The sequence below is a fragment of the Dictyobacter alpinus genome (genome assembly GCF_003967575.1).
Taxonomy (GTDB): Bacteria; Chloroflexota; Ktedonobacteria; order Ktedonobacterales; family Ktedonobacteraceae; genus Dictyobacter; species Dictyobacter alpinus.
Window position 1 is genome coordinate 2952147 of the sequence record NZ_BIFT01000001.1, and the last position, 21826, is coordinate 2973972.

Here is a 21826-nt window from a genome sequence, read left to right on the forward strand (position 1 = left end):
ACCCATGATGTTTAACGAGGGCTACCGGGATCGAGTGCTTGTTTGCCGAGATTGTAACCAGGAATTTACATTTACAGCCGGAGAACAGGAATTTTATGCTAGCAAAGGTCTAACCAATTCCCCATCCCGATGCCCAAGCTGCCGCGCAGCACGACGAGGCGGCCAGCAATCCAGTGCTCCACGGGCCCCACGTGAGCAGCACGAGGCCGTTTGTGCATCCTGTGGACGCGCAACGACCGTTCCATTTATTCCACGCGAAGATCGTCCAGTGTATTGCAGTGATTGTTTCCAGAGTCAGCGTGCATCACAGCCGCGCCGTGATGACTTCCGCAGCTACAGCAATAGTGGTGATAGCTACAGTGGTGGTGGCCGCGACCGCAATGATCGTCGGGACCGACGGGATCGCTGGTAAAGTGTAGCGTATTTCCTTAAGAAAATAGTAAAGGGGTCAGGTGGCTCCGCGCCTGGGGGTGCGGCACCTGACCCCCTTTTTGTCTGTTTTTTCGGCTGATAAGAGCGCTTTATGATATACTAATAAGAAATTACGCGCTCTTATTATCCTCACTACTGGAGGTCTTGCATTCAATGACAGTTACCGATGCTGGCCAGTGGCCAAACTACTCGTATGTTATTCCCCATATTTTTACGCAAGCCAAAGTTCGACTGGTTGGTCTCGGCGCATATGTGCCTGCAGGTGTGATTACCAATGAATTTTTTGCCCATATTTCCACCCGCCTTGGTAGTCCTCGCCGCGCAGAAGATCTGGAGCGCGTAACTGGATTAGAGACACGACATGTGCGTAGCAGTACGCTTGAACTTTGCCGGGCCATGGCCGGAGCCGATGCCCCGGGTTTGATTGAAGATCCAGCCGCACCCCAGGAAGAATCGATGGTAGATATGGCGGTTATCGCCGCTGAACGCGCGCTGGCCAGCGCTGGTCTACAAGCCAGCGATATTGATACCGTTGTCGGCATCTCCTCTTCTGATAATGATGCCTTCCCGACGATCGCCGGACTGGTTACGCATCGCCTGGGACTGGGTCCATTGCGTTCAACGATGCTCAAGGGGGCCTGTGCCTGTCAGGCTGAAGGCTTCCAGGTCGCCAGTGAGATTTTGATGGCCAGCACCGCTAAACGCGTCCTGCTGGTTGCTAGCGAAGCGCTCCTCCCCAACATCATGCATATTTTGGACTGGAAGACGAGTTCGTTATTTGGGGAAGGTGCGGCCGCATTTGTGATTGAGCGCGGTGATGAAGATACCTATGTGATTAACGGTTCGGATGCCAGGCAGGCGCAAGCCCTTCTTTATCAAACACCACTGCGTAAAGACGCCGTTGAGATGGCGGAGGTAGACATGAAGATTCGCCAGCTTTATAACGAGGGTCGTGGCGAAGAGTTGAGCAAATTGCTCTCCCAATATATGGTGGGCTATACCAAGATGAATGGTAAAGAGGTCTACCGTGAGGCACCACGAGCCATGGCTGAGTGTGTCGATGCCCTTTGCCGTCACGCAGGCTTGAAACCTGAAGAGCTGGCCCATATCGTGCCCCACCAGGCCAATTCGCGCATTACGCGACGCATGGGAGAACTCTTAATTCACGACTTTGGTTGGCCTGAAGAGACCATGAATAAACTGGTTGACAACTTCCGCTATTACGGAAACATGTCTAATGCCAGTATCGCCCTGGCTCTGGTTGAACTATTACGGCAAGGCCGTCTGGAGGCAGGACAATGGTTGGCCCTACCAGCCGTTGGCGGTGGCCTGAACTATGGCTGCTGGCTTTTACGTTACAATGGCTTGAAGAATCCAGAGGCCGCTTTAAATCCAGCCTGATACTTGGTCAAACTTCATTTGCGGGGTAGTTCGCCCGCTATGCGGGCGATAAGGGGGGAGTTGCCGGGGGCACAGCCCCCGAGCCCCCAGTCAAGGGGCTGTCCGCCCCTTGCAACCCCGCTTTCCCATGAAATGATGGCTGACATACTGCTAGATCAGGCCACGCTCGTAGGTATAGAAAATGGCTGGATTTGCCTCGTACTCCACGCCATCAAAGGCATCATGCATAAGAAGCGTTTGTGGCGCGTAGACGCGTACACGATCTAATTCTAGCTCGGTCACGTGGCGGCGCAATTCATAGGCAATTATGCTGATCGCCTCAATGGCCGTGCCATCCAGATAGCCTACTGAAAGACGTTGCTCCTGATTCTCCTCACGGATTTCAGTCAGTGCCAGACCATCCAGGCGCTCCCAGCGCTTCAAGAGATAGACCTGTTGCGCGTCTATCTTTTGCGTCAGTAACTCCCCTGTAATCGGTAGCGCCTTGAATTGCGCATAATAGACGCCTCCAACCAGAGGGAAAATATTTGAAGCATTTAGATAATCAATAATAACGTCCAGATCCTCTGGTGTCGCTAATTGTAACGCCTGCTGGCTGGAGGATTTAGGGAGAGATGCAAAGGGAGGTGCCATATACAGCGAGAACTCACCGACCCGACGCATATGCAAGCGTTCAGAGAGTCGGATCGAGGCCGTGTTGCGTGAATCGACCGCCAGGCGGATGGTGATTGCGCCACGGCGCATCGACTCAACCATCGCCGCCTCATTCAGCGCCTGTCCGAGACCCTGACGTTGATAGTCAGGATTTACCCTCAGACCCTCCAACCATGATTCAGCCTCATTCAGCATCTGTATATGCACAATACCAGCAGGCTGCTGATCAAGTGTTGCTACCAGTAGTTGTCCAGCAGGATTCACCAGCCAATCATCCCATACCTGCTCAATATAATCCCCCCAATCCCATGTGTGAGTACAAAAAGCCAGCACCGCTGCCCGATCCTCCGGCTGTGCTGGCCGAATTTCTATATGTGACATTGATATTCCTCGATAGTCGTTAAGTTTATATATAGTATGATCATCCCTACTCATAATAACATGCCTTAACACCATCCAACATCCCCGCTAACTAGTAGTGTGCCAGCCACCCTTTGCTGGAAAAGCGGGGATGCAAGGGGTGGCGAGCCCCCTGACTGGGGGATCAGGGGCTGTGTCCTTGTCATCTTCCATTTGCTGGAAAAGCGGGGATGCAAGGGGCGGCGAGCCCCTTGACTGGGGGCTCGGGGGCTGTGCCCCCGGCAACTCTCCCCCCTCCCGCCTGCGTAGCGGGCGAACCACCCCGCAAACGAAGTTTGACAAAGTGCTAGCCAGCACTTTAGACAAGAAACCTTTTGGTTAAAGCGCACGTAATCCTAGTATCTTAGCTATTTCTATCCGTGGGGATAAGAATTTATATCATTTAATACAATAGTTTTCAAACTTTGAGAGGTCGAAGAGATGAAGCAGCAAGACCCAATAGATAATAAAAACAAAGATAGTATGCAAGAAAATATGCAGGAAACTGTCGAAAAAGCTCAGGAAGAGGTAGCGAGTGGTCGTGAACCCTGGTATCGTGTGTCGAGGCGCGTACGCTTCTTAATTATTACGTATCTGGTCCTTTTCGTCGCCTTTGCTGGTCTGGCCTGGTTTGTGCATGTAAATCCAATTTTGCCGGTAGATGTCTTCATCACACAGGAATTCCAGGAAAATCAGAATCCGTTTCTGCATAACTTGATGGCCGCTGTAAGTTATCCTGGCAACCAGCCAATCCTTTCCATTGGCCTGATCATTCTGGCCGCTCTGGCGTTCTGGTTGGTACGATTACGGCTCGAAGCCCTCTTTGTGATCGGGTTATCTGCCGTCTCGACTCCAATTAATATCCTTTTGAAATATGTTGTCAGTCGGCCACGGCCTACCGCAAATCTGGTCGATGTTCTTCAGCGTGCAAGCGGCCAGAGTTTTCCAAGCGGGCATGTGATGTCCTATGTCGCGTTCTGGGGATTAATCTTTTCACTGGGTTTGATCTTATTCAAACGAGATCGCTGGTGGCACTATGCCTTGCTAATTATTCCCGCCTTCTTTGTCGTGATGGTTGGACCATCCAGAATCTATCTGGGCGACCACTGGGCCAGTGATGTAATCGGTGGTTATATGTTTGGTGGACTACTCTTAGGTTTAGCACTGTGGCTCTACATGTACTTGAAGAACCGGGGAGTAATGACACCGCGCTTCCAGAAGCCAGAGGAGCATCTGCTGGATCCAAAGCCTCAGTCCCAGCGCCAACAACCTCAACATGCTATAGATAAGCATGCGTAAAAAAATGTGGTGTGAAATTGTGTGCTTTGCACACGATTTCACACCACATTTTTGAAGGATTTATTTATGCTTTATCGCTGCTCTGTTCTTCAGAGGCGGGAGCATGTTCCTGGGAGCCATTGCCATTCTGCTGATCGTGCTTATGTGCTGCTGCTATACGTGTGTTACGATGGCGGGGAGTACGATGTGTACCGGAATCCTCACCATCATGTGCCTCTGCCTTATCCGCATCAGTCTTATCCGCATCAGTATCAGTAGACGATTTTGACGCGGTCTCGCCATTGGTTGGCTCTGTCGTGACCGACTCGGCTAGCTCTTCACGTACCGCAGGTGGCGGCCATGCATGCACATCACTGGTCTCGATAGGCATACTACTCTGGTTAGAGGTGATTTTTACTTCATCGGGCGCCGGGCTAATCGACAAGTTTCCATGTATTTCAGCAGTATTGGATGCAGCCGGTTGCGCTGTCGGAATAGCCTCAATCGGTGTGCTGGTGGTGGACTTTTCAGCGCTGGCTGTATCATTGGTCGCTGACTGTTCCGACCAGACCGCCTGCACATCCTTTTGTGTGGATATTTCAGAGGCAGAAATTGTGTTATCGCTTAAATCAGTTCTGCCCTCGGCCGGTTCTGGTGATGATAAATGCAAGGCTTCAACGTTTGCGCTATTCTGATAAGAATCACCAGGATCTAAAGGTTGACCTTCATAGGCTGGGGCCTCTTCGGTGGCTGATTTTTTCTTTTTCTTCTTATCACTTTTAGCGTCAGCTTTGGACTCACCTTTAGCTTCGGCGGTTGGCTTGTTCTTGGATTCGGTAGCTGACTTATTCTTGTTTTTAGCTTTAGGTGCATCATCTGCTATTGGTGCCGGGGTCGATACTTGGAGCTGTTTAAGGGCACCTTCCAACTCATGAAGACGGTCCGTATGAACCTTTAAGGTATCCTGAGCCTTTTGAATTTTGCGCTCAACTCTTTGCACATCTTTTTTGGCTTGCTCAACTTGAAGCATCATTTTCGCTTCTTTTTTGGCATCTTTTTTGCGCTTCTTCAGCACATCATCCTGGGATGATACTTTTTGGTCCTTCGTTATAGTCTTGGCCATGATCTTATCCTTATCTAACTACGATGCTCAAACCGCAATAGAAGATATGCTCCATGCCTTTGATATGACACGAACACTATCTTTGTTCCGTCTCATCCCTCTTCCTATCTCTGGACGTAGGTCTCTATTCCTCAGAGATCAGAGGTGAGAATGTAGAGTGATGCCGGTCCTGGAAAATAGGTGTAATTCATAGTATATAACATTTACCACAAATAGAGAATAAGTAGCTGCGATCCTGAGCGGTCGTTTGCCACCCGCCGCAGCGTGGTGGCAAACGACCGCTCAGGGTCGTAACTACGGGGGATGGTTCGTGATGAGCAGAGAACACATTCACGTTATGGGGGCGGTGCGCGGTATTGTGTGATAAACTCAAGGAAATGCCCATGTCTTAAGGAGGACAAATTTCTTCATGGATCTCAATGACACAACCGATTACCAACGTTGTTTTGCCTGCGGTCAGCACAATCCCTCTAGTTTGAAAATGACTTTCCGTACGGAAGAGAATACAGTTGTATCTGATTTTCGACCCCGAGAAGAGCACCAGGGCTTTCCTGGCGTCATTCATGGTGGCATCATTGCTACGGCGTTAGACGAAGGTCTTAATCGCGCTTCAGTGCTGGCCGATAAACCTACCTGGACTATGACTGGACGGTTGGATATTCGCTATCGCCGTTATGTTCCCTATGGTCCTTTGCTGCGTGTGCGCGCCTCATTAGTCTCCAGGCGCGGCCGTATGGTCCAGGCCAGTGGAAAACTCACGCTGGCAGAAGACGAAAGCGTGGTCCTGGCCGAAGCTCAGGGAACCTTTATGGCCCTGACGCCAGAGCTTCTGGATACCATGATGCAAGAGTATCCTGGTATGCGAGCCTTTTTTGAGAGCGAAGAAAATTAATTGTGAGCTGGAGAGAAATCGCGCCTCATACTTATGTCTCTCCAGCCACCTCTGCTGATCTTTTCTGCTACTATGATTGCGACATAATTGCGACATCTGCATGATACACATGTGACAACTTCTCTGTAAGCTTATTCATGGACAGATAATATTGATGAATTTGCTTGACAGAGAGGAAGATGTTTATGCAATTTATGCAAAATTCACAGCAAGTACCTCCGGTTGCGGGTAGTATGCCTGCGATTGATATTCTAAGCGCCCATGGTCTGACAAAAGTTTATAGCAATACGCGCAATAAAGTAGCTGCCACCGCTCTTAATGGTCTGGATCTGCATATCCATGCTGGCGAGTTTGTCAGTATTATGGGACCTTCAGGCAGTGGTAAGAGTACATTGCTAAATTTGCTGGCTGGACTGGATCGTCCTTCTGCTGGATCACTGTTTCTACAGGGCCAGGACATCACGCAGATGACCGCTGACCGTCTGGCTCTGTTTCGACGGCGGCAGCTCGGTTTTGTCTTTCAGGACTTTAATCTATTAGATACCCTCACGCTGGGTGAGAATATCGCCCTACCCCTCAGTCTGGATGGTATGAAGGGGAATACTATTACGCAGCGCGTTGAAGAAGTAATGCGACTACTGGGTATCGAAGCGTATATCAAGCGCTATCCCTATGAAGTTTCTGGTGGACAACAACAGCGGGCCGCCGTTGCCCGCGCCATCGTCCATCGTCCCGCCCTGATACTGGCGGACGAGCCAACCGGAAACCTGGACTCCGCTTCTGCGCGTGCTTTACTCGCGCTATTCCAGCGTCTGAATCGCGATTTGCAGGCCACAATTCTCATGGTCACCCATGATCCCCTGGCAGCCAGTTATAGTCAACGTGTCGTTTGCATTAAAGATGGAGTCGTCTTCCAGAGTCTGCAACGTACAGGTGATCAGCAACGCTTCTTTCAGCATATTCTAAACTTGCTGGCGCAATTGGAGGGCAACAATGGATTGGAATAGCCTGGCCTTAAAGAACATCTGGCATAATATGCGCCGTTACCTTAGCTATCTATTGTCCAGTACGTTATCGGTGATGGTATTCAGCATGTTCTTCATTTTCGTGTTTAATTCACACATAGGTTCACTTTCAGCGCTACAAATGGTCGCAGTCGTGATGGTCATTTGTATCTTTATTATTGCCTGCTTTGCCATCTTCTTCATCTTTTTCTTTCATGCTTCATTGATACGGGTACGCAACAAAGAATTCGGCCTGCTGATGACATTAGGAATGACGCCGGGACAGATTGGGCGGCTGATATTTCTAGAAAGTATCTGTATTGGTAGTGTGGCTCTTATCCTGGGGATGGCATTGGGCGTGTTGGGCACGCAGCCATTTTTCTGGGCCATGCAAGCTGTGCTTGGCTTACCAGATGCGATCCCTTTTGAGTTGCCAATGGTGGCATTGATTATTACCGCGATCTTCTTTGGTCTGGTCTTTTTGTTGGAGGCCGGTCTTATCTCCTGGCGCGTCGCCAGACGTACACCACGGACGTTGATCTTAGGGGCACGTGTGCAACAAACGCCGCCGCGTCCCTCATGGCTTATGGTGGTGCTGGGACTACTGTGTCTGGGTGGCGCGTACGACATGGCGATCCAATTTAGTAGTATGTTTCTTCTCAATGCCATCCCCATTGTCCTGTTAGCTATGCTGGGTACTTTTTTATTGTTTGGGCAGATTATGGTGATGCTTTTGACGTATGTGAGAAAGTTGCCACTGCATGGCATCAACGTGCTCATCGTTTCGCGCCTTTCTTACCGCATCAAAGATTATGCGCGCATGCTGGCCGTGGTCACCATTTTAAATGCTTCCGTGCTGATCGCTATGGGCGCGATCTATGGCTTCTTACAAATCCTGGAGAATGGCAACCATCAGGTGAATCCGGTAGATATGTTGTTGCAAGACCATAAGTCACAGCCGTTGGTTGCCAACCCGCAGCAAATCCACCAAGCGCTGGTGGCGCAACATATAACCATGAAAGGCGAATTTCAAGTTGAGCTGGTTGCTTGCCAGATAAAGGATGTGCCTGTCACGGTTATTTCCCGCTCAAGTTTTGAAAGCATGCGTACAACCATCTTGCATGTGCATCCAGAGTATGCCAGTGACCTGCCAGAGATTCCAGCCCTGCAAGGTTCACAGGGATACCTTCAGGAGCCGCAGACATTGCAATACTTTGCGGAATCGCTGGCGCCCCTTTCCATTGGTCGGGATCATCAACTGCAAGTACAGAGTGGCAACCACAAGTGGTCCCTGACCATTGAGCGTGGGGGAGCGCGCGTGATCAATGGAAATCTAGCGGTGACCGCACGTGTATTGATTGTGAACAATCAACTGTTTCAGGAAATACAAAAAAATGCTACTGCTAAAGAGCAATGGACCTTGCAAGGCTTATTCTTTCCAGATAATCAACAGAAAAGCCTGGCTGTGACAACGCTGCAGCAAACCTTTCATGATCGTAATAATCTTTCACTGGCGGCGGTAGAGAGATCAATCTTTGTGCTACAGTTATTGTCAGCATTATTATTCGCGGGCGGCTTTGTGTCATTGCTCTTCTTGTTTGCGGCTGGCAGCGCCCTCTACTTCAAGATTTTCACCCAGCAGGATGAAGATAAGCTCCAGTTTGCAGCCCTGGGGAGAGTCGGCTTACGTAAACGTGAAGCGCTACGCATTATTGGTAGCGAATTCCTTATCCTCTTCTTCTTACCGGTCCTGGTCGCAGTTCTGCATAGTTCGGTGGCTACCATAGATCTGCTATTCCTGATGAAAGTCCCGGTACCCATTATCCCGATCATCTGGTCCGCGCTTGGTATCACCAGCCTTATCTACGCAGGCTGCTTTGGTATCTACTACCTGGCAGCACTCATCAACTACCTGCGTCGTCTTCGTCTGAGTATGGCATAGCTAGCGCCAGCGACACAAACAGGAACGGGGCCGCTCACCTGTGATAGATGAGCGGCCCCGTTCTTTGTTTGTATTACTACTATTGTGTCTCTGTTGGAGCAACGGGCTCTGTTGGGGGAGGAGGAGCCAGTGCGGTAACAGCTTGCTGTCCTACATGGAATTGTGAAGGCGCAACAGGAGCGCCAGTCTCTTCCATGATGGCATGCAATTGTTTTTGATCGATGGTCTCATAGCGACGCAGATCCTGTGCGATACGATCCAGGGTTGGTCGGTAGGTTGAGAGCAAGCGTAGTGCCTCTTGATAGGCTTCACCAACGATACGATTGACTTCGTCATCGATCAGTTCAGCTGTCTCTTCACTATAATCCGTGGGCGCCCCGGTATCACCACCGCCGGAGAAGGGATTTTCGCGTTCACTAAACGAAACGGTACCCAGGCGCTCGCTCATACCCCAGCGCGTCACCATCTGCCGGGCGATCTGTGTGACACGTTGCAGGTCGTTTTCAGCACCGGTTGTGATACGGTTAAACACGACCTTTTCAGCGGCCCGTCCACCCAGAGCCGTTACGATGCGGGTCAATAAATACTCTTTCGAGTAGTTATAGCGATCGTCTAGAGGCGTATACATGGTGACACCCAATGCCTGACCGCGTGGTACAATCGTAACCTTGGTAACAGGATCCGTGCCCTCGAGCAGCAGGCCAGTGAGGGCGTGTCCGCCTTCGTGATAGGCGGTGACATTCAGATCATTATCACTGAGGACCAGAGGCCGCTCAGCGCCAAGCAGGATCTTGTCCAGGGCCTCATCGAAGCAGCGTTGATCTACATTGTCGCGGTTACGGCGCGCAGCTAGCAAAGCGGCCTCATTGACCAGGTTTGCCAGGTCAGCACCAACCATACCAGTTGTAGAACGAGCTACCGCAACCAGATTGACATCGCTGGCCAGAGGCACCTTGCGCGAATGGATCTTCAGGATAGCCAGACGGCCATTCCAGTCCGGACGATCCACCGTCACACGGCGATCGAAACGGCCGGGACGCAGTAGAGCCTGGTCCAATCCATCTGGTCGGTTGGTTGCGGCGATAACCACCACAGCCTGACGATTATCAAAGCCATCCATCTCAACCAGCAACTGGTTCAACGTCTGTTCACGCTCATCGTTTGTATTAATACTGGAGCCACGTTGGCGACCAACGGCATCAATTTCATCGATGAAGATAATACTGGGAGAAGTCTTTTTCGCCTGCTCAAATAGATCTCGAACACGGCTCGCACCCACACCAACCAGTACCTCAACGAACTCAGAACCGGACATAGAGAAGAACGGCACACCTGCCTCACCGGCCACGGCACGGGCCAGTAGCGTCTTACCAGTTCCCGGAGGGCCTACGAGCAAGACACCGCGAGGAATCTTACCACCCAGGCGTTGGAACTTGGCAGGAGTCTTCAGGAACTCTACAACTTCTTGCAGCTCATATTTCGACTCATCCACACCAGCAACGTCCGCGAACGTCGTACTTGGACGATCTTCCAGGATCAACTTCGCGCGGCTCTTGCCAAAACTGAAGATGCCCTGTTGTCCCTGGGATGATCGGCGTGTAAAGAAGAAAAAGAGACCGATTAAGAAAAGCCAGGGCACAATATTGAGTGCCAGATTCAGCCAGATCGAATTGTCTGGTGGTGGCTGATACCTGAAGGTCACATTGTGGCTATAGAGCAACTGTGACAACTGCGGATCACCATTTGGCAATTGGTACGTATGAAATTGCTTCTGATTATTAACGGGCTGGTTAAGCGTGCCAGTAATGTCAGACGTACCAATAATGTTCACATCTTTCACATTGCCGTGGTTAATCTGTTCCAGGAAATTTGTGTAAGACAGATCTGTACGGTTGGCATTGCCCGCATTGCCAAAGTTATTATTGAAGATATTGATTATGTACAAAACCAGCATAACCCCAATAATGACGAGCAGCCATTTTGTGAGGTTGTTCGATGGTCGTTGCTGTGGCGTTTGCCCGTTAGGTCTACCTGTAGGGCCAGGACGCGGTGACTGTCTATCGTTGCCGTTTTGTAGCCAGTATACATTTTCCGGCGTTTGTTCCATTGCAAATTACCTGCTTTCTTGGCCCTTGACATGCATTATCACACTTTTTTGAATGCATACGGAAGATATTATTGGCCTCTTATGGTAACATCCCATATTATATCTCACTGATAGTGGAAATGCATCACTCAGGGTCATTCTTTGCAAGGATTTTTGTAAGTCTTGCTCTGACTGTTGTGGTGGACCGGATATGGGAAAGGTTGGTGTCTGCATTTCCTTACTATGGTATTAGACGTCTTACATTGATTTTTCGGAGACAATTTGCACTTGGAATTGTCCTGATTTTTATACGTAGTTTCGTTTTATCTGTTGCAGAATTTGGGTGAGTAGTACTCATTCGTATAAAAGCAAGTAGCGGCAGGGCTCGTCCCTGCGTCCAGTACCACGTACGACCACGAACACGTAAGAGGCTCGAGGCACCCGCACACGCCAACCTCAGCACGAACACCTGTTTAAGGATGTTTAATGCGTAAACATGCATTAGGGGCAAGAGATTCCGCTATGTTGGAGAATGATAACGCTCTTACCATAATGATTTTATGTGTAATCATACAGTGCTATTATTTGCTATTTTAATGCCATTATGAGGCATTTATATTGATAATATGGTAGATATAGTGAATATATTTTAAAAGCCTCATGAATTGATCCTGGCGCCGTTTGGAGCCTATTGTGAAATTCATCTTTTTTGCGCGTAGCTTCGACGTAGCTGGCGAGTGTGTCGTACGTGGAGGGGCGCCACACGCAAGACCCAATACATCTCACTTAGCGATATAGAAGCCCGACATAATCATGATCAGGAACCTTGACGTAGGCCGTCTCCTCGCCACACGGTTTGGTCGCTTCAACATGATCCTGTCCAGGTTATAAATCCCTACGTGAGATGTATTGGGCACAAGTCCATCTGTTTCGTCAGGCTCGCCTCACGATGATCACGTGTCTCGGGGACGCGTCGTACGTGAACTGGAGCAGGGACAAGCCCCAATACTTTCAACTTAAGCATGAGAAAAAAGAGGGATTGATGAGAAAAAGAAGTTCTCACTTCGTCATAGACAGAAGAATCTACGTCCTGTTTTTTGATGAAAGGAACTTCTTCATGCCTAGCTTACGCCATGTGGGCCCCAATGACAAGATCTGCGCCTTGATTGATATGAATGTTTTCGAGGCCTGTTTCCCTGCCACGCTCATTGCTGATATCTTTGGCGTGCCTTCCCACCAGCAGACCAAGCGTCGACCTCGGCGTGTGCGTCAGTGTACGCGCCTGAGCATCATCCTCTTCCAATGTTGTTGTTCTTACTGGCGTCGCTCTTGCCAGCAACAGGTCTGGAAAAAGCTTGTCGATGGGCTGATGGATCTGCATCCCACCATGCGTGAGCACCATATGTCGGCTCAAGCCTTAGCCGCACAACGTGCACGCTTAGGATCTGATCCCTTTCGCCAATTGCTGGAGCGTGCTTGCCGCCCGCTGGGTGATGCCCTCACAACCCCGAGCGCCTTTTACCAGGGATTACGGGTGATGGCCATTGATGGCACGCTCTTCAATGTTGCTGATACCCCAGCCAATGATGCGGCCTTCGGTCGATCAAGCAACCAATACGGCAAAGGAGCCTATCCTCAGGTGCGTGCCGTGATGCTCATGGAATGTGCCAGTCATGCCGTCATCGCTGCTGCATTAGGAGGTTACCATTGGGCTGAAGCGCATGGAGTGCGTGAGGTCATGCGATCGGTGGTGCAAGGGATGCTCGTGCTCGGCGATTGTGGCATCTTCAGTGGGATGTTAGCACAAGAGGCCAGAGAAAAGAATGCGCATGTGCTCTGTGGGCTTTCCCGTACGAGCTTACGCCATCGGCATACCGAGCTTTCTGATGGAAGCTACCTGGCGATCCTCAACCCCAATCGCAAAGCCACGTATCGCGCCACAGAGAAACAGACCGTGCGAGTGATCGAATACACCCTCACCGATGAGCGCCTCGGGAAGCCAGGACGCCTCTATCGGCTGGTCACCACGTTGTTAGATGAGAAAGCGTCTCCATCTCATGAGCTCATCGAGCTCTATCAGCAACGCTGGGAGGTGGAGCTCATGATCCGAGAACTCAAAAGTGTGTTGCATGAGCAGGTCAAAGTGCTGCGTGCGAAAAAGCCCGACGGGGTCAAGCAAGAAGTGTATGCTCTGCTGCTGGCTCATTACAATCTGCGATTTTGGATGGTCAAAGCGGGGGAGCAGGCAGGCATTGATCCCTGCAGGTTGAGTTGTAAGCACGCATTAGAGGAGTTGCGCCTGCGGGTCGAGCGGGTCGCAACATGGAGTCAGCAGCATCGCGAACCGCTCCTCGATCGAATGATACAAGAGATGAGTACGCATGTCTTGCCTGACCCCATATTGCGGAACAATCGAAGAGAAATCAAACAGGTCTATAACAAACACAAGCCAAAAAAACGAGGGAAGCCAGCGCCAGCTCCCTTCGAAAAAACGGACACCTATCTCTCTTTTGTTGTCATTCATGTCCGGGAGATGGGAACGCAGGACGCATCTCTCCCGGACACAAAAAGTGCTTAAGTTGAAAGTATTGGGGACAAGCCCTGCCGTTACGTTGCTCCCATTGAGCGCGTCTCCATGACCATCACCTGCTTTCGTGCATGGATGGTTCTCCCCCAAGAGACGGAGAGCTTATCTCACGTCGAGATATCGTGCGCTCATGCGTAATTTGTTGGTAAAAAGGTGTTTTAGCTCGCAACTTAAGACATTTAAGAACTTAGACACTAGAGACATTGGCAAAAATGTCTTAAGTTATGAGGAGACATGTCATTTTCGTAAATCAGGCTGTGCAAGAATGAGGTGGACTGTCTTGGACATTTATATTCTTCATTCCACGTTACACTTACGTATGTATGTTATTATAATAAATTAATTAAAATAGAAAAAAGATAATTTTCCCATAAAAAGAAAATGAAACGCTTTCATACCATACTTTTGCAATGTTAAGACATTTCTGCCAATGTCTCTAGCGTCTAAGTTCTTAAATGTCTTAAGTTGCGAGCTAAAAACAGGGTTTAACCAGCAACTTAAGACATTTTTGCACATGTCTCTAGCGTCTAAGTTCTTAAATGTCTTAAGTTGCTGAGATCAGATCCTGGTGACGGGCGGAAAAAGAGGGAGCATCAGTCGCTGTGAAAAGCCAGAACGACAACTATCCAGGCATGTCGGACCACGTGAGAGAGCATGGTCTGAAGATGCTGTGAGATTCTGCTGATGCTGTGAGGGAACCATGATGCTCTGACAGGAGTATATTTTTGTGGTGAAACGTATAATGCCGCTATTCGCGATTCTAAGGCCTATAGGAGTTCTTCTGGTTAGCATAACGATGAATTAGTGGTTGGTGTCATAAAAGCTTTAAAAATTGATTGTAATGTGTCTTAGGGTCTGTTGTGGAATTCATGATTTTGTGCATTGGTTTGACGTGGCTGGTGAGTGTCTCGTACGTGGAGTGGGCGCCACACGCAAGGCCCAACACAGCTCACCTAGCGATATAGAAGCCCGACATAATCATGCTCAGGAACCTTGACGTAAGCCGAGGAGACGGCAACCCGCAAGGGGATTGCCCTACAATAGTCACTCCCAGGTACTTTTTCTCTATTTCAAGCATGAAGGTTTATTCCATCTTCAAACACGCAACAAGAAAAAACGAAAGATGTAGGGCAATCCCCTTGCGGCACCACGACCACGTCCCCGTAGTTACGGCCCTCAGCGGCCGTTTGCCACCCGCCGCAGCGTGGTGGCCCAGTCTCCTATCGACCCGCTTCCTTCTGTCTGGCTCGTTGCCCCTACGCGGTGCCCAAAAGGGACCTTCCCCTGAGCGTATCGTGGGGGACCTCTCTCTGGGCGAGGTGATAACGATGGGGGAGCCGAACAGGCCGGATATTGGGCCACCACGCTGCGGCGGGTGGCAAGTGACCGCTGAGGGTCACAGCTACGTGGGGCTTGTCCTATGACGTTATACAAAATGGTCCCCTCTCGCAATGAGAGGGGACCATTTTGTGTTCTGGCGGCCGGTGGTTAGCCGGCGGGCCATCTGGGTATGAGGTGGGAGAACCAGGAAGTGGTGTTGGTGTAGGGTTGAGTTCGCCCGGGTTTGCTTTCCTGGCGTGTCCTTTGGATCTGGGCCATGCTTTCTTGCCAGATGGCGTTGCGCAGGCCCAATGAGGGATTGAGGCGATTGAGGTTGCGCTGGATCAAGCGGCCCGGTGTTGCGTTGAGCCAGGGAGCGAGCAGGCGGTAGTATTGATAGGAAAGGGATTGACGACCCAGTTGTAGCCAGGCGGTAATCCAGCCAATGATTTCGGTTGGGCTGAGGGTTTTGAGGGTCAGGGCGTATATGCCTGGATAGTAGCCAGGTGTGCCTAATATAACGCGGGTATAATCTAACCAGCTTACACGGTCCTTGAAGAAGTCATTGGTGATTTTTGGTCCGAGTTGTTGCAGGACATGGCAAAAGACGTTCAGCGTCTCGTTAACTTGCCAGATTGGTTCGACGCTATCCGGTTTGGCGATCATGAATTTGCTGAACGCTCGGGCTACGGCCGGCACAGCTTCAGAGGCACGAATACGATTGAGTTGTTCAGCGCTTAAGCTGTTGGTGTTGAGGGCCAGCGACAGGAGTGTGGTAATGCGCTGCAAGTTGCGCACATAAGAACCAAAACCACAGAAGGTTAATGGCGATTGGAAGGCCGCCGCATCACCCAGCGAGAGGACGCGATCATAGGCCAGCGTCTTAGCTTCAGGCTCCCAGGGGAGCGAGATGTTGTAGCCGGCGGGAATGAAGCCATAGACGGGTTTGATGATCTCAACCGCGCTGGTATCTTTATAATCTGGTAAGAGCGCAAAGAAATCGTCAAAAAGTTCTAGCAGATCAACATGGCTACCAGATTCGGCATAATAAAATAGGTAGATGGCGACCTGATCTCCTTTACCAGGAAATGCTTCCCAGATGAGCTGGCGACCATTGCGGCTATCCTCGGTTGAAACCAAGACCTCGCCGATCTCGGGATCTATCGCGTTGGCCTCTGATCCCTGTTTATAGCCACGCGCGACGGTGCCTACGGTTGGGCAGACCAGCGAGAAGGGGCGGCCACAGTTAAGCTGGCAGGCGATAGGAGATGTCGAGCCCATACCATCAATCAATAGACGTGCCCGATAGCTGTGGGGCGCCCCAGATGTATGCTCTACATCCACGGTCACGCTGCGTGAGGGCTGGACCGCGCAACGCACAAAGTTGGTGTTGTGCAGAATCATGTTTGAGCCACCCATACGCGGCTGGTGCTCTTGAATCTTTTGCACACAGAGGGCCGTCAACTTTTCCGCATCAATGGCGATATTCAACACATCCTTTAAATGTAGCTCGGCTGGCGCTACCTTGATCTGGCCCGCGTGGAAGCGGATCAAACCATCGCGATATTCGCGCTGGATCACCGATTCTAATTCAGCGGACGTCAACAGACCACTATCGAGCAACTCCTGAAGTTCTTCCCGCGAAATATTCCATTCACGGTGTACCGCACCAACTGTAAACCGATCAAAGACCAGGACGCGAAAGCCGTAGCGACGCGTCATCACCGCCGCGTTCAGGAGGTTTAAACCACCACCAGCATAGATGATGTCAAACGTGTCGCTGGCAGGCACAAAGGGCCGCTCCTCAGTGACAACCACTTCCGCATAGCTGCGCCTCTCACCCGACTGTAGCAAATTTTGCCAGCTGTCATTGAGATTTTGCAAGCGTTTCAGATGGAGGTCTCCCTGTGGAATAGTAGTAAAAGCCTGAGCCAGATGCGGATACTGGCTGGCGAGTTGCTCAATAGTTGTTTGCATAAGTTACTTTTCTTTTAAGAACTGACGAACAGCAGTAATAAAAGGCTCATACTGATCACGGCGAATGCTATGGCCGGCACCATCAATGTGGGCCAGTGTACCATTATCCCAGGTCGCGAGTGCCTGTTGTGCGATCTCGGACGTTACAATCGCGCCACGGTCTGGATCACCTGTAATTAATAAGGTTGGATTGGACAACTGAGGCATCAGCACCTGCCACTCCTGAGTGACCCGGGCCAGACCCTGAGAAAACACCTCAAGCCGGAACTGACCTTGAGCCTCAGCCCAGGGCTGAATCTCTGCTTGAGACCAGCGAGGATTATACTCGCTTGCATCCTCAATACGCTCAGCCAGCGACTGCTGCTGAACTATGCGTAGATGGCTTTCCCATTGCTTTAAGCCGTTTATATCATCCTGCGTTAACTCAGGAAGTTGGGTACCACGCCATGGTGGATCCTCCAGCAATAAAGCACGCACCAGTTCAGGATGTTTTTTTGTAACATGGGCCGCCGTATGCGCTCCCATTGAGTGTCCTAGCAGCGCTACCTGTTCAAGCTTGAGTTCCTGAATCACTGCCAGCGCATCCGCGACCAGCAATTCAGTTGTGAAACCATTTGCGGCCGCACCTGAACGACCATGGCCGCGAGCATCAAACATAATAACATCATAATCGCTGGCTAATGCCTGCGCGACAGGCGTCCAGCATAAACCGCTATCAGTAAAACCATGGAGTAGCAGGACCGGAGGATGCGCGCCGCCCGTGCGATAGTAGTGCAAATTGACACCATGCGCCAGGATTTCACCATCAGACCATTGTGACATATATGTATCGTCTCCTTATAGAAAAGAAATATACTGTCAGTATAAGCTATAGAGACATAGTTCTGCTGACTTTATGGTGTCCCTTTCGTCACCGCTTTTTCACCCATGGTAATAAATACCTGCCAGCGACGACTGCGAACGCGTTGCGAGCGACGCTGCAAACCGGACTGCTCTAAAGGAATGAGGGCTCCAAAAGGGATACCGGGTAACTCTTCAGTGGTAAAAGCTCCATCGTCATGTTCATCGCCATCAATCGGCTGGCGCTTTGTGGCAGAAAAGGCGCGTGAGCCATAGACCAGCAGGTGAAATAGTAGGAGCACCGGTTGAAAATACCCAACCTGTTCAAGGTGAGCACCCTCAATTACAACCAGGCGGCCGCCGGGACGCAAAACACGCTCAATCTCAGAAATCGTATCGGGATCATAGATATATTCAGAAGGGAACGTGCTGACCACAGTATCAAAGGAATGATCTGAGAAAGGCAAATGCTGGGCTGATCCCTGGATTATCCAGGCATCGATACCCACATGGCGGCGGCGCAATGTGGCACGTGCCGCCTCAACCATCTGAGGAGAATGCTCAACCGCCCGGCACATATAGCCAGCCTCCAGCATATCCGCCAGCAGGTCTCCCAGGCCACAGCCCAGTTCCAGAATATCCTGTCCATGAATACGTGGCAGCACCAGACCCTGCCAGACGCGCCATTGTCCCGCAAAAGGGACCGTACTGGCAAAGCGATACAGATAGCGATTTTTGTAAAGCGTTTCAAACAGCCATTTACGGAGATGTGGTGTCATAAAAGCTTCGCCCCTGTGAAAATAGCTAATAGTTCTCTATAATACATGACATAAGCGAGCGCCACAGGTGATAGAAAGAGGGCCAGGTAGCTTTGTTTTCTGAGTGTTCTAAAGGAACACAACTGCAAAGTACCTGGCCCTCTTCATCTTTTTTACATCTCTATCTTTTATAGAGTGATGCTAGAAAGATCTAGCTCGAGGAGATGAATTTCTCTTACTCTTTGGTAGAAGAGAGGATATCATCAACCAGACCATACTCAACTGCCTGCTGTGCAGTCAGATAATAGTTACGGTCGGAGTCCTGGAGAATGCGCTCGGTTGTCTGGCCGGTATGATGAGAAAGAATCTCATACAGGCTACGGCGTAAGCGCAAGATCTCACGAGCAGTGATTTCAATATCGGCAGCCTGACCTTCAGCACCACCGAGAGGCTGGTGAATCAGCATGGTCGAGTTTGGCAAGCAGTAGCGCTTATCTTTGGCACCACCGGCCAGAAGAACCGCACCCATGCTCATCGCCATACCCATGCAGACAGTCGAGACATCCGGGCGCAACCACTGCATAGTGTCATAGATAGCCAGACCGGCATAAATGCTGCCGCCTGGGGAATTAATATACATATTGATATCTTTAGTTGCATCTTCGCTTTGTAGATAGAGCAACTGTCCGACAACACTGTTGGCAACCATATCATCGATTGGTGTACCAATGAATACGATACGTTCTTTTAACAGGCGCGAGAAAAGATCCGAACCGTAGGTGCCACGAGGTGTGGTTTCGATAACATTTGGAATAATACCTCGTGGCTCCAAAATGTCACGAGTGCCCTGGATCCATTTTGGATCGCGCGGATCGAACTTGGTCATGTGCGCTCCTTTTTATCTATGAACGGTCACCGATTTTCCCAATTAGGAAATCAGCCGTTGGCAAAAAATGAATGTGCAGAGGAAACCCACAAATGGGGGACGTTTAACATTATGATAGCACTTACAGGATGCGAGTGCAAGAAAGTGCGGGTAAGTGCCAGGATAATCACATCGAAATTCACGGGTGAAAGTGGCAAGCCTCATCACAAGGATGAGGCTTTTTAAAACTCAACCTGTAGGCGCACTCTACAGGCTGTGCTAAAAATGAGATGCGATTGCCCTGCCATTTTATGGTGTGAGGGACATTAATGTCCAGGTACAGACACACCACCATCAACTTGCAACTCAGTGCCGGTAATATAACTACTCTCATCTGAAGCCAGGAACAAAACGGCTCTGGCTACTTCATCTGCTTGACCGACTCTGTTAATGGGAAGAGAAGCGGCAAGAGCTTCCTTCACGTCATCGCTCATCACAGTATCCATGCTTGGCGTTTGAATAGCACCGGGACTGACCACATTAACGCGAATCTTGCGCTCTTTTAGTTCAACTGCCCAGGTGCGGGAAAATGACCGTATAGCTGCTTTCGTTGCACTATATACACTCATGTTGGTCATGCCCGCAGAGGCAGCAAACGATGCGGTCAGCACAATGGCTCCGCCCTCCTGCAACAAAGGGAGTGCTTTTTGGACGCTAAAGAGGGTTCCTTTCACGTTCACGTCGGAGACTTTGTCAAATTGGGCTTCGTTGATCATTCCTAAAGGATGGAATTCCCCATTGACGCCTGCATTGGCAAAAAGAATGTCTATTTTGCCATGGCGTTGTTTCACTATCGCATATAAACGATCAAGATCTTCGAGATTGGCAATGTCACCTTGAACGGCTGTCACTTGCTTACCAAGCTGGTTGACTGCTGCATCGAGTTCCTCTTGTCGGCGACCAGTGAGATAGACAAATGCGCCCTCTGCGACAAAGAGCTTTGCCGTAGCCAGACCAATTCCACTACTCGAGCCAGTAATAACGGCCACTTTTCCATCAAGTTTTCCCATCGGAGAGATACCTCTTTCTTTTCTATTGATATGTGTTACGAGCTTCCATGCTTCGCTTGACCAGCGTTTCTGCGTTGTCAAGCGAAGCAGGACGTGGGAATAGTATAGAAGGAAGCCGTTGTTGTACCAAGTGTAAAAATACACTTGACTTTTCGACCCCCGGCTCTTATGTCTCGGATCGAGAGCGGATTGAAGGAGGTGAGAGAAAGATGCCATTACACCAATCTATGATGAGCGAGGAGCGTGCGCCCTCCAAAGAGCAAGCGCGTGTGTTACATCAGCTGCTGGAAGTCATTGAAGCGGTGCGGATCAGACGCCAGGAGGACTATCGCGAGAAGCGTCATCCGCAGTTGAAGCGTTTTACGCAAGAAGAACTCACTGACGAAGCCTGTCCGACCTATAAAAACTGGCTACGAGGACGCTCCCAGCGGTTGCCGAGTAGTTCCCTGCTGATGCAGATTGCCGATTATCTGGAATGCAGCCTGCGTGAGCGCAACGATTTATTACTGGCAGCACACTACCTTCCGGAACAGCCACTGTTGGAAGGCGAGGAGTTGCGGCAAGCCTTGGAGCAGGCGCAAATCCTTATGGAGGCATTGCCCTATCCAGCCATCGTAGTCACGCACACGCTACAGGTCCAGGCCGCCAACACGTTCTTTCTGCGCCTCCTGGGATTGCCGCCTCTGGAGACGCTTCCAGCGCATCAGCGCAACACCATATATTTCCTCTTTCACCCGAAGGTATGCAGGCAAGCAAACCCTATGATCAATGCAGAAGCACATGCCCTGTGGCAAAAACACGTGATGTATGCTCTTCAACTCTTCCAACAGCAGAACGTGTACTCTCAGCACGATGCCTGGTATCAGCAGATCGTTCAGCAGTGGTGCGAGGAGTTCCCAGACTTTCAAGAGTACTGGGAAAAGGCGCGAGAAGCAACCCGGCAGGAGGACGCGCCGACAAAGATAATGCTTGCTCGCATGGCGCCCACTGGCGAGGTGCTCTCCATACGTGTACGACAAATGCTGGTCTCTGTCAGCAGCAAAATCTATCCGGCGGTCTCGGCATTTTTACCGGTTGATGAGGCGGCACGTGCGGTATATACCTCGGTGGGCTGTGTAAGCTTGTAGCCTGTCGTGGGTAGTGACTTGCGCTGATGGTTTTTTTTTCTCAAAAAAGTAGCAGATTGTTCTTTGCGGCA

At 50.4% G+C, this 21826-nt stretch carries 16 protein-coding genes; 8 read left to right on the top strand and 8 right to left on the bottom strand.

Annotated features, from left to right (window positions below):
• Window positions 1-4 precede the first annotated feature (4 nt).
• Window positions 5-412 carry a zinc-ribbon domain containing protein gene (locus tag EL633_RS11705; RefSeq protein WP_246039121.1) on the top strand — a complete coding sequence of 136 codons (408 nt, stop codon included), beginning with the start codon at window positions 5-7 and terminating at the stop codon, window positions 410-412.
• Window positions 413-585: 173 nt separating this feature from the next.
• Window positions 586-1833: a 3-oxoacyl-ACP synthase III family protein gene (locus EL633_RS11710; RefSeq protein WP_126627355.1), complete on the top strand. Its 1248-nt coding sequence runs from the start codon at window positions 586-588 to the stop codon at window positions 1831-1833.
• A 150-nt stretch (window positions 1834-1983) separates the two neighbouring features.
• On the opposite strand, the gene EL633_RS11715 is transcribed toward EL633_RS11710, so the two are convergent.
• Window positions 1984-2868 (bottom strand): GNAT family N-acetyltransferase, encoded by an 885-nt coding sequence (locus EL633_RS11715; RefSeq protein WP_161982091.1) that lies wholly within the window; start codon window positions 2866-2868, stop codon window positions 1984-1986.
• A gap of 459 nt (window positions 2869-3327) precedes the next feature.
• Here EL633_RS11715 and EL633_RS11720 point away from each other — a divergent pair, with 459 nt between their 5' ends.
• Entirely contained in the window at window positions 3328-4185 is an 858-nt protein-coding gene (locus tag EL633_RS11720) for a phosphatase PAP2 family protein (protein WP_126627357.1), read from the top strand.
• 64 nt (window positions 4186-4249) lie between these two features.
• On the opposite strand, the gene EL633_RS11725 is transcribed toward EL633_RS11720, so the two are convergent.
• The gene (locus EL633_RS11725; RefSeq protein ID WP_126627358.1) at window positions 4250-5287 is read right to left on the bottom strand and encodes a prefoldin domain-containing protein; all 1038 of its coding nucleotides are present in this window, start codon (window positions 5285-5287) and stop codon (window positions 4250-4252) included.
• 409 nt (window positions 5288-5696) lie between these two features.
• Between EL633_RS11725 and EL633_RS11730 the strand changes: the two genes are divergently transcribed.
• The 3 genes from EL633_RS11730 (at window position 5697) to EL633_RS11740 (ending at window position 9125) form a co-directional block, all read left to right on the top strand.
• On the top strand, window positions 5697-6179 hold the full coding sequence (locus EL633_RS11730; RefSeq protein ID WP_126627359.1) for a PaaI family thioesterase: 483 nt from the start codon (window positions 5697-5699) through the stop codon (window positions 6177-6179).
• A gap of 185 nt (window positions 6180-6364) precedes the next feature.
• A complete protein-coding gene (locus tag EL633_RS11735; RefSeq protein WP_281275877.1) occupies window positions 6365-7186 on the top strand; it encodes an ABC transporter ATP-binding protein in 822 nt (273 codons plus the stop codon).
• Complete coding sequence (locus tag EL633_RS11740) at window positions 7173-9125, top strand: FtsX-like permease family protein (protein WP_126627360.1); 1953 nt, start codon at window positions 7173-7175, stop codon at window positions 9123-9125. Before EL633_RS11735 ends, EL633_RS11740 begins: the two co-directional genes overlap by 14 nt.
• A gap of 79 nt (window positions 9126-9204) precedes the next feature.
• Here the strand turns inward: EL633_RS11740 and ftsH are convergent, their stop codons facing one another.
• A complete protein-coding gene (gene ftsH / locus EL633_RS11745) occupies window positions 9205-11232 on the bottom strand; it encodes an ATP-dependent zinc metalloprotease FtsH (protein ID WP_126627361.1) in 2028 nt (675 codons plus the stop codon).
• 1096 nt (window positions 11233-12328) lie between these two features.
• Here ftsH and EL633_RS11750 point away from each other — a divergent pair.
• Window positions 12329-13789 carry an IS4 family transposase gene (locus tag EL633_RS11750; RefSeq protein ID WP_161982015.1) on the top strand — a complete coding sequence of 487 codons (1461 nt, stop codon included), beginning with the start codon at window positions 12329-12331 and terminating at the stop codon, window positions 13787-13789.
• A gap of 1497 nt (window positions 13790-15286) precedes the next feature.
• Here EL633_RS11750 and EL633_RS11755 read toward each other — a convergent pair.
• The 5 genes from EL633_RS11755 to EL633_RS11775 all read right to left on the bottom strand — a co-directional run bounded on the left by EL633_RS11755 (window position 15287) and on the right by EL633_RS11775 (window position 20628).
• The gene (locus EL633_RS11755) at window positions 15287-17095 is read right to left on the bottom strand and encodes an NAD(P)/FAD-dependent oxidoreductase (RefSeq protein WP_126627363.1); all 1809 of its coding nucleotides are present in this window, start codon (window positions 17093-17095) and stop codon (window positions 15287-15289) included.
• 3 nt (window positions 17096-17098) lie between these two features.
• The gene (locus EL633_RS11760) at window positions 17099-17917 is read right to left on the bottom strand and encodes an alpha/beta fold hydrolase (RefSeq protein WP_126627364.1); all 819 of its coding nucleotides are present in this window, start codon (window positions 17915-17917) and stop codon (window positions 17099-17101) included.
• Window positions 17918-17988: 71 nt separating this feature from the next.
• Complete coding sequence (locus EL633_RS11765) at window positions 17989-18714, bottom strand: class I SAM-dependent methyltransferase (RefSeq protein ID WP_126627365.1); 726 nt, start codon at window positions 18712-18714, stop codon at window positions 17989-17991.
• A gap of 214 nt (window positions 18715-18928) precedes the next feature.
• On the bottom strand, window positions 18929-19579 hold the full coding sequence (locus tag EL633_RS11770; RefSeq protein WP_126627366.1) for a ClpP family protease: 651 nt from the start codon (window positions 19577-19579) through the stop codon (window positions 18929-18931).
• A gap of 305 nt (window positions 19580-19884) precedes the next feature.
• A complete protein-coding gene (locus tag EL633_RS11775) occupies window positions 19885-20628 on the bottom strand; it encodes an SDR family NAD(P)-dependent oxidoreductase (RefSeq protein WP_126627367.1) in 744 nt (247 codons plus the stop codon).
• 209 nt (window positions 20629-20837) lie between these two features.
• Here EL633_RS11775 and EL633_RS11780 point away from each other — a divergent pair, with 209 nt between their 5' ends.
• Window positions 20838-21755 carry an MmyB family transcriptional regulator gene (locus EL633_RS11780; RefSeq protein WP_126627368.1) on the top strand — a complete coding sequence of 306 codons (918 nt, stop codon included), beginning with the start codon at window positions 20838-20840 and terminating at the stop codon, window positions 21753-21755.
• Window positions 21756-21826 lie beyond the last annotated feature (71 nt).

Excerpts from the sequence above, each read along its gene's own strand:
- EL633_RS11705 (WP_246039121.1), top strand. The coding sequence starts at position 5 with ATGATGTTTAACGAGGGCTACCGGGATCGAGTGCTTGTTTGCCGAGAT.
- EL633_RS11710 (WP_126627355.1), top strand. The coding sequence starts at position 586 with ATGACAGTTACCGATGCTGGCCAGTGGCCAAACTACTCGTATGTTATT.
- EL633_RS11715 (WP_161982091.1), bottom strand. The coding sequence starts at position 2,868 with ATGTCACATATAGAAATTCGGCCAGCACAGCCGGAGGATCGGGCAGCG.
- EL633_RS11720 (WP_126627357.1), top strand. The coding sequence starts at position 3,328 with ATGAAGCAGCAAGACCCAATAGATAATAAAAACAAAGATAGTATGCAA.
- EL633_RS11725 (WP_126627358.1), bottom strand. The coding sequence starts at position 5,287 with ATGGCCAAGACTATAACGAAGGACCAAAAAGTATCATCCCAGGATGAT.
- EL633_RS11730 (WP_126627359.1), top strand. The coding sequence starts at position 5,697 with ATGGATCTCAATGACACAACCGATTACCAACGTTGTTTTGCCTGCGGT.
- EL633_RS11735 (WP_281275877.1), top strand. The coding sequence starts at position 6,365 with ATGCAATTTATGCAAAATTCACAGCAAGTACCTCCGGTTGCGGGTAGT.
- EL633_RS11740 (WP_126627360.1), top strand. The coding sequence starts at position 7,173 with ATGGATTGGAATAGCCTGGCCTTAAAGAACATCTGGCATAATATGCGC.
- ftsH (WP_126627361.1), bottom strand. The coding sequence starts at position 11,232 with ATGGAACAAACGCCGGAAAATGTATACTGGCTACAAAACGGCAACGAT.
- EL633_RS11750 (WP_161982015.1), top strand. The coding sequence starts at position 12,329 with ATGCCTAGCTTACGCCATGTGGGCCCCAATGACAAGATCTGCGCCTTG.
- EL633_RS11755 (WP_126627363.1), bottom strand. The coding sequence starts at position 17,095 with ATGCAAACAACTATTGAGCAACTCGCCAGCCAGTATCCGCATCTGGCT.
- EL633_RS11760 (WP_126627364.1), bottom strand. The coding sequence starts at position 17,917 with ATGTCACAATGGTCTGATGGTGAAATCCTGGCGCATGGTGTCAATTTG.
- EL633_RS11765 (WP_126627365.1), bottom strand. The coding sequence starts at position 18,714 with ATGACACCACATCTCCGTAAATGGCTGTTTGAAACGCTTTACAAAAAT.
- EL633_RS11770 (WP_126627366.1), bottom strand. The coding sequence starts at position 19,579 with ATGACCAAGTTCGATCCGCGCGATCCAAAATGGATCCAGGGCACTCGT.
- EL633_RS11775 (WP_126627367.1), bottom strand. The coding sequence starts at position 20,628 with ATGGGAAAACTTGATGGAAAAGTGGCCGTTATTACTGGCTCGAGTAGT.
- EL633_RS11780 (WP_126627368.1), top strand. The coding sequence starts at position 20,838 with ATGCCATTACACCAATCTATGATGAGCGAGGAGCGTGCGCCCTCCAAA.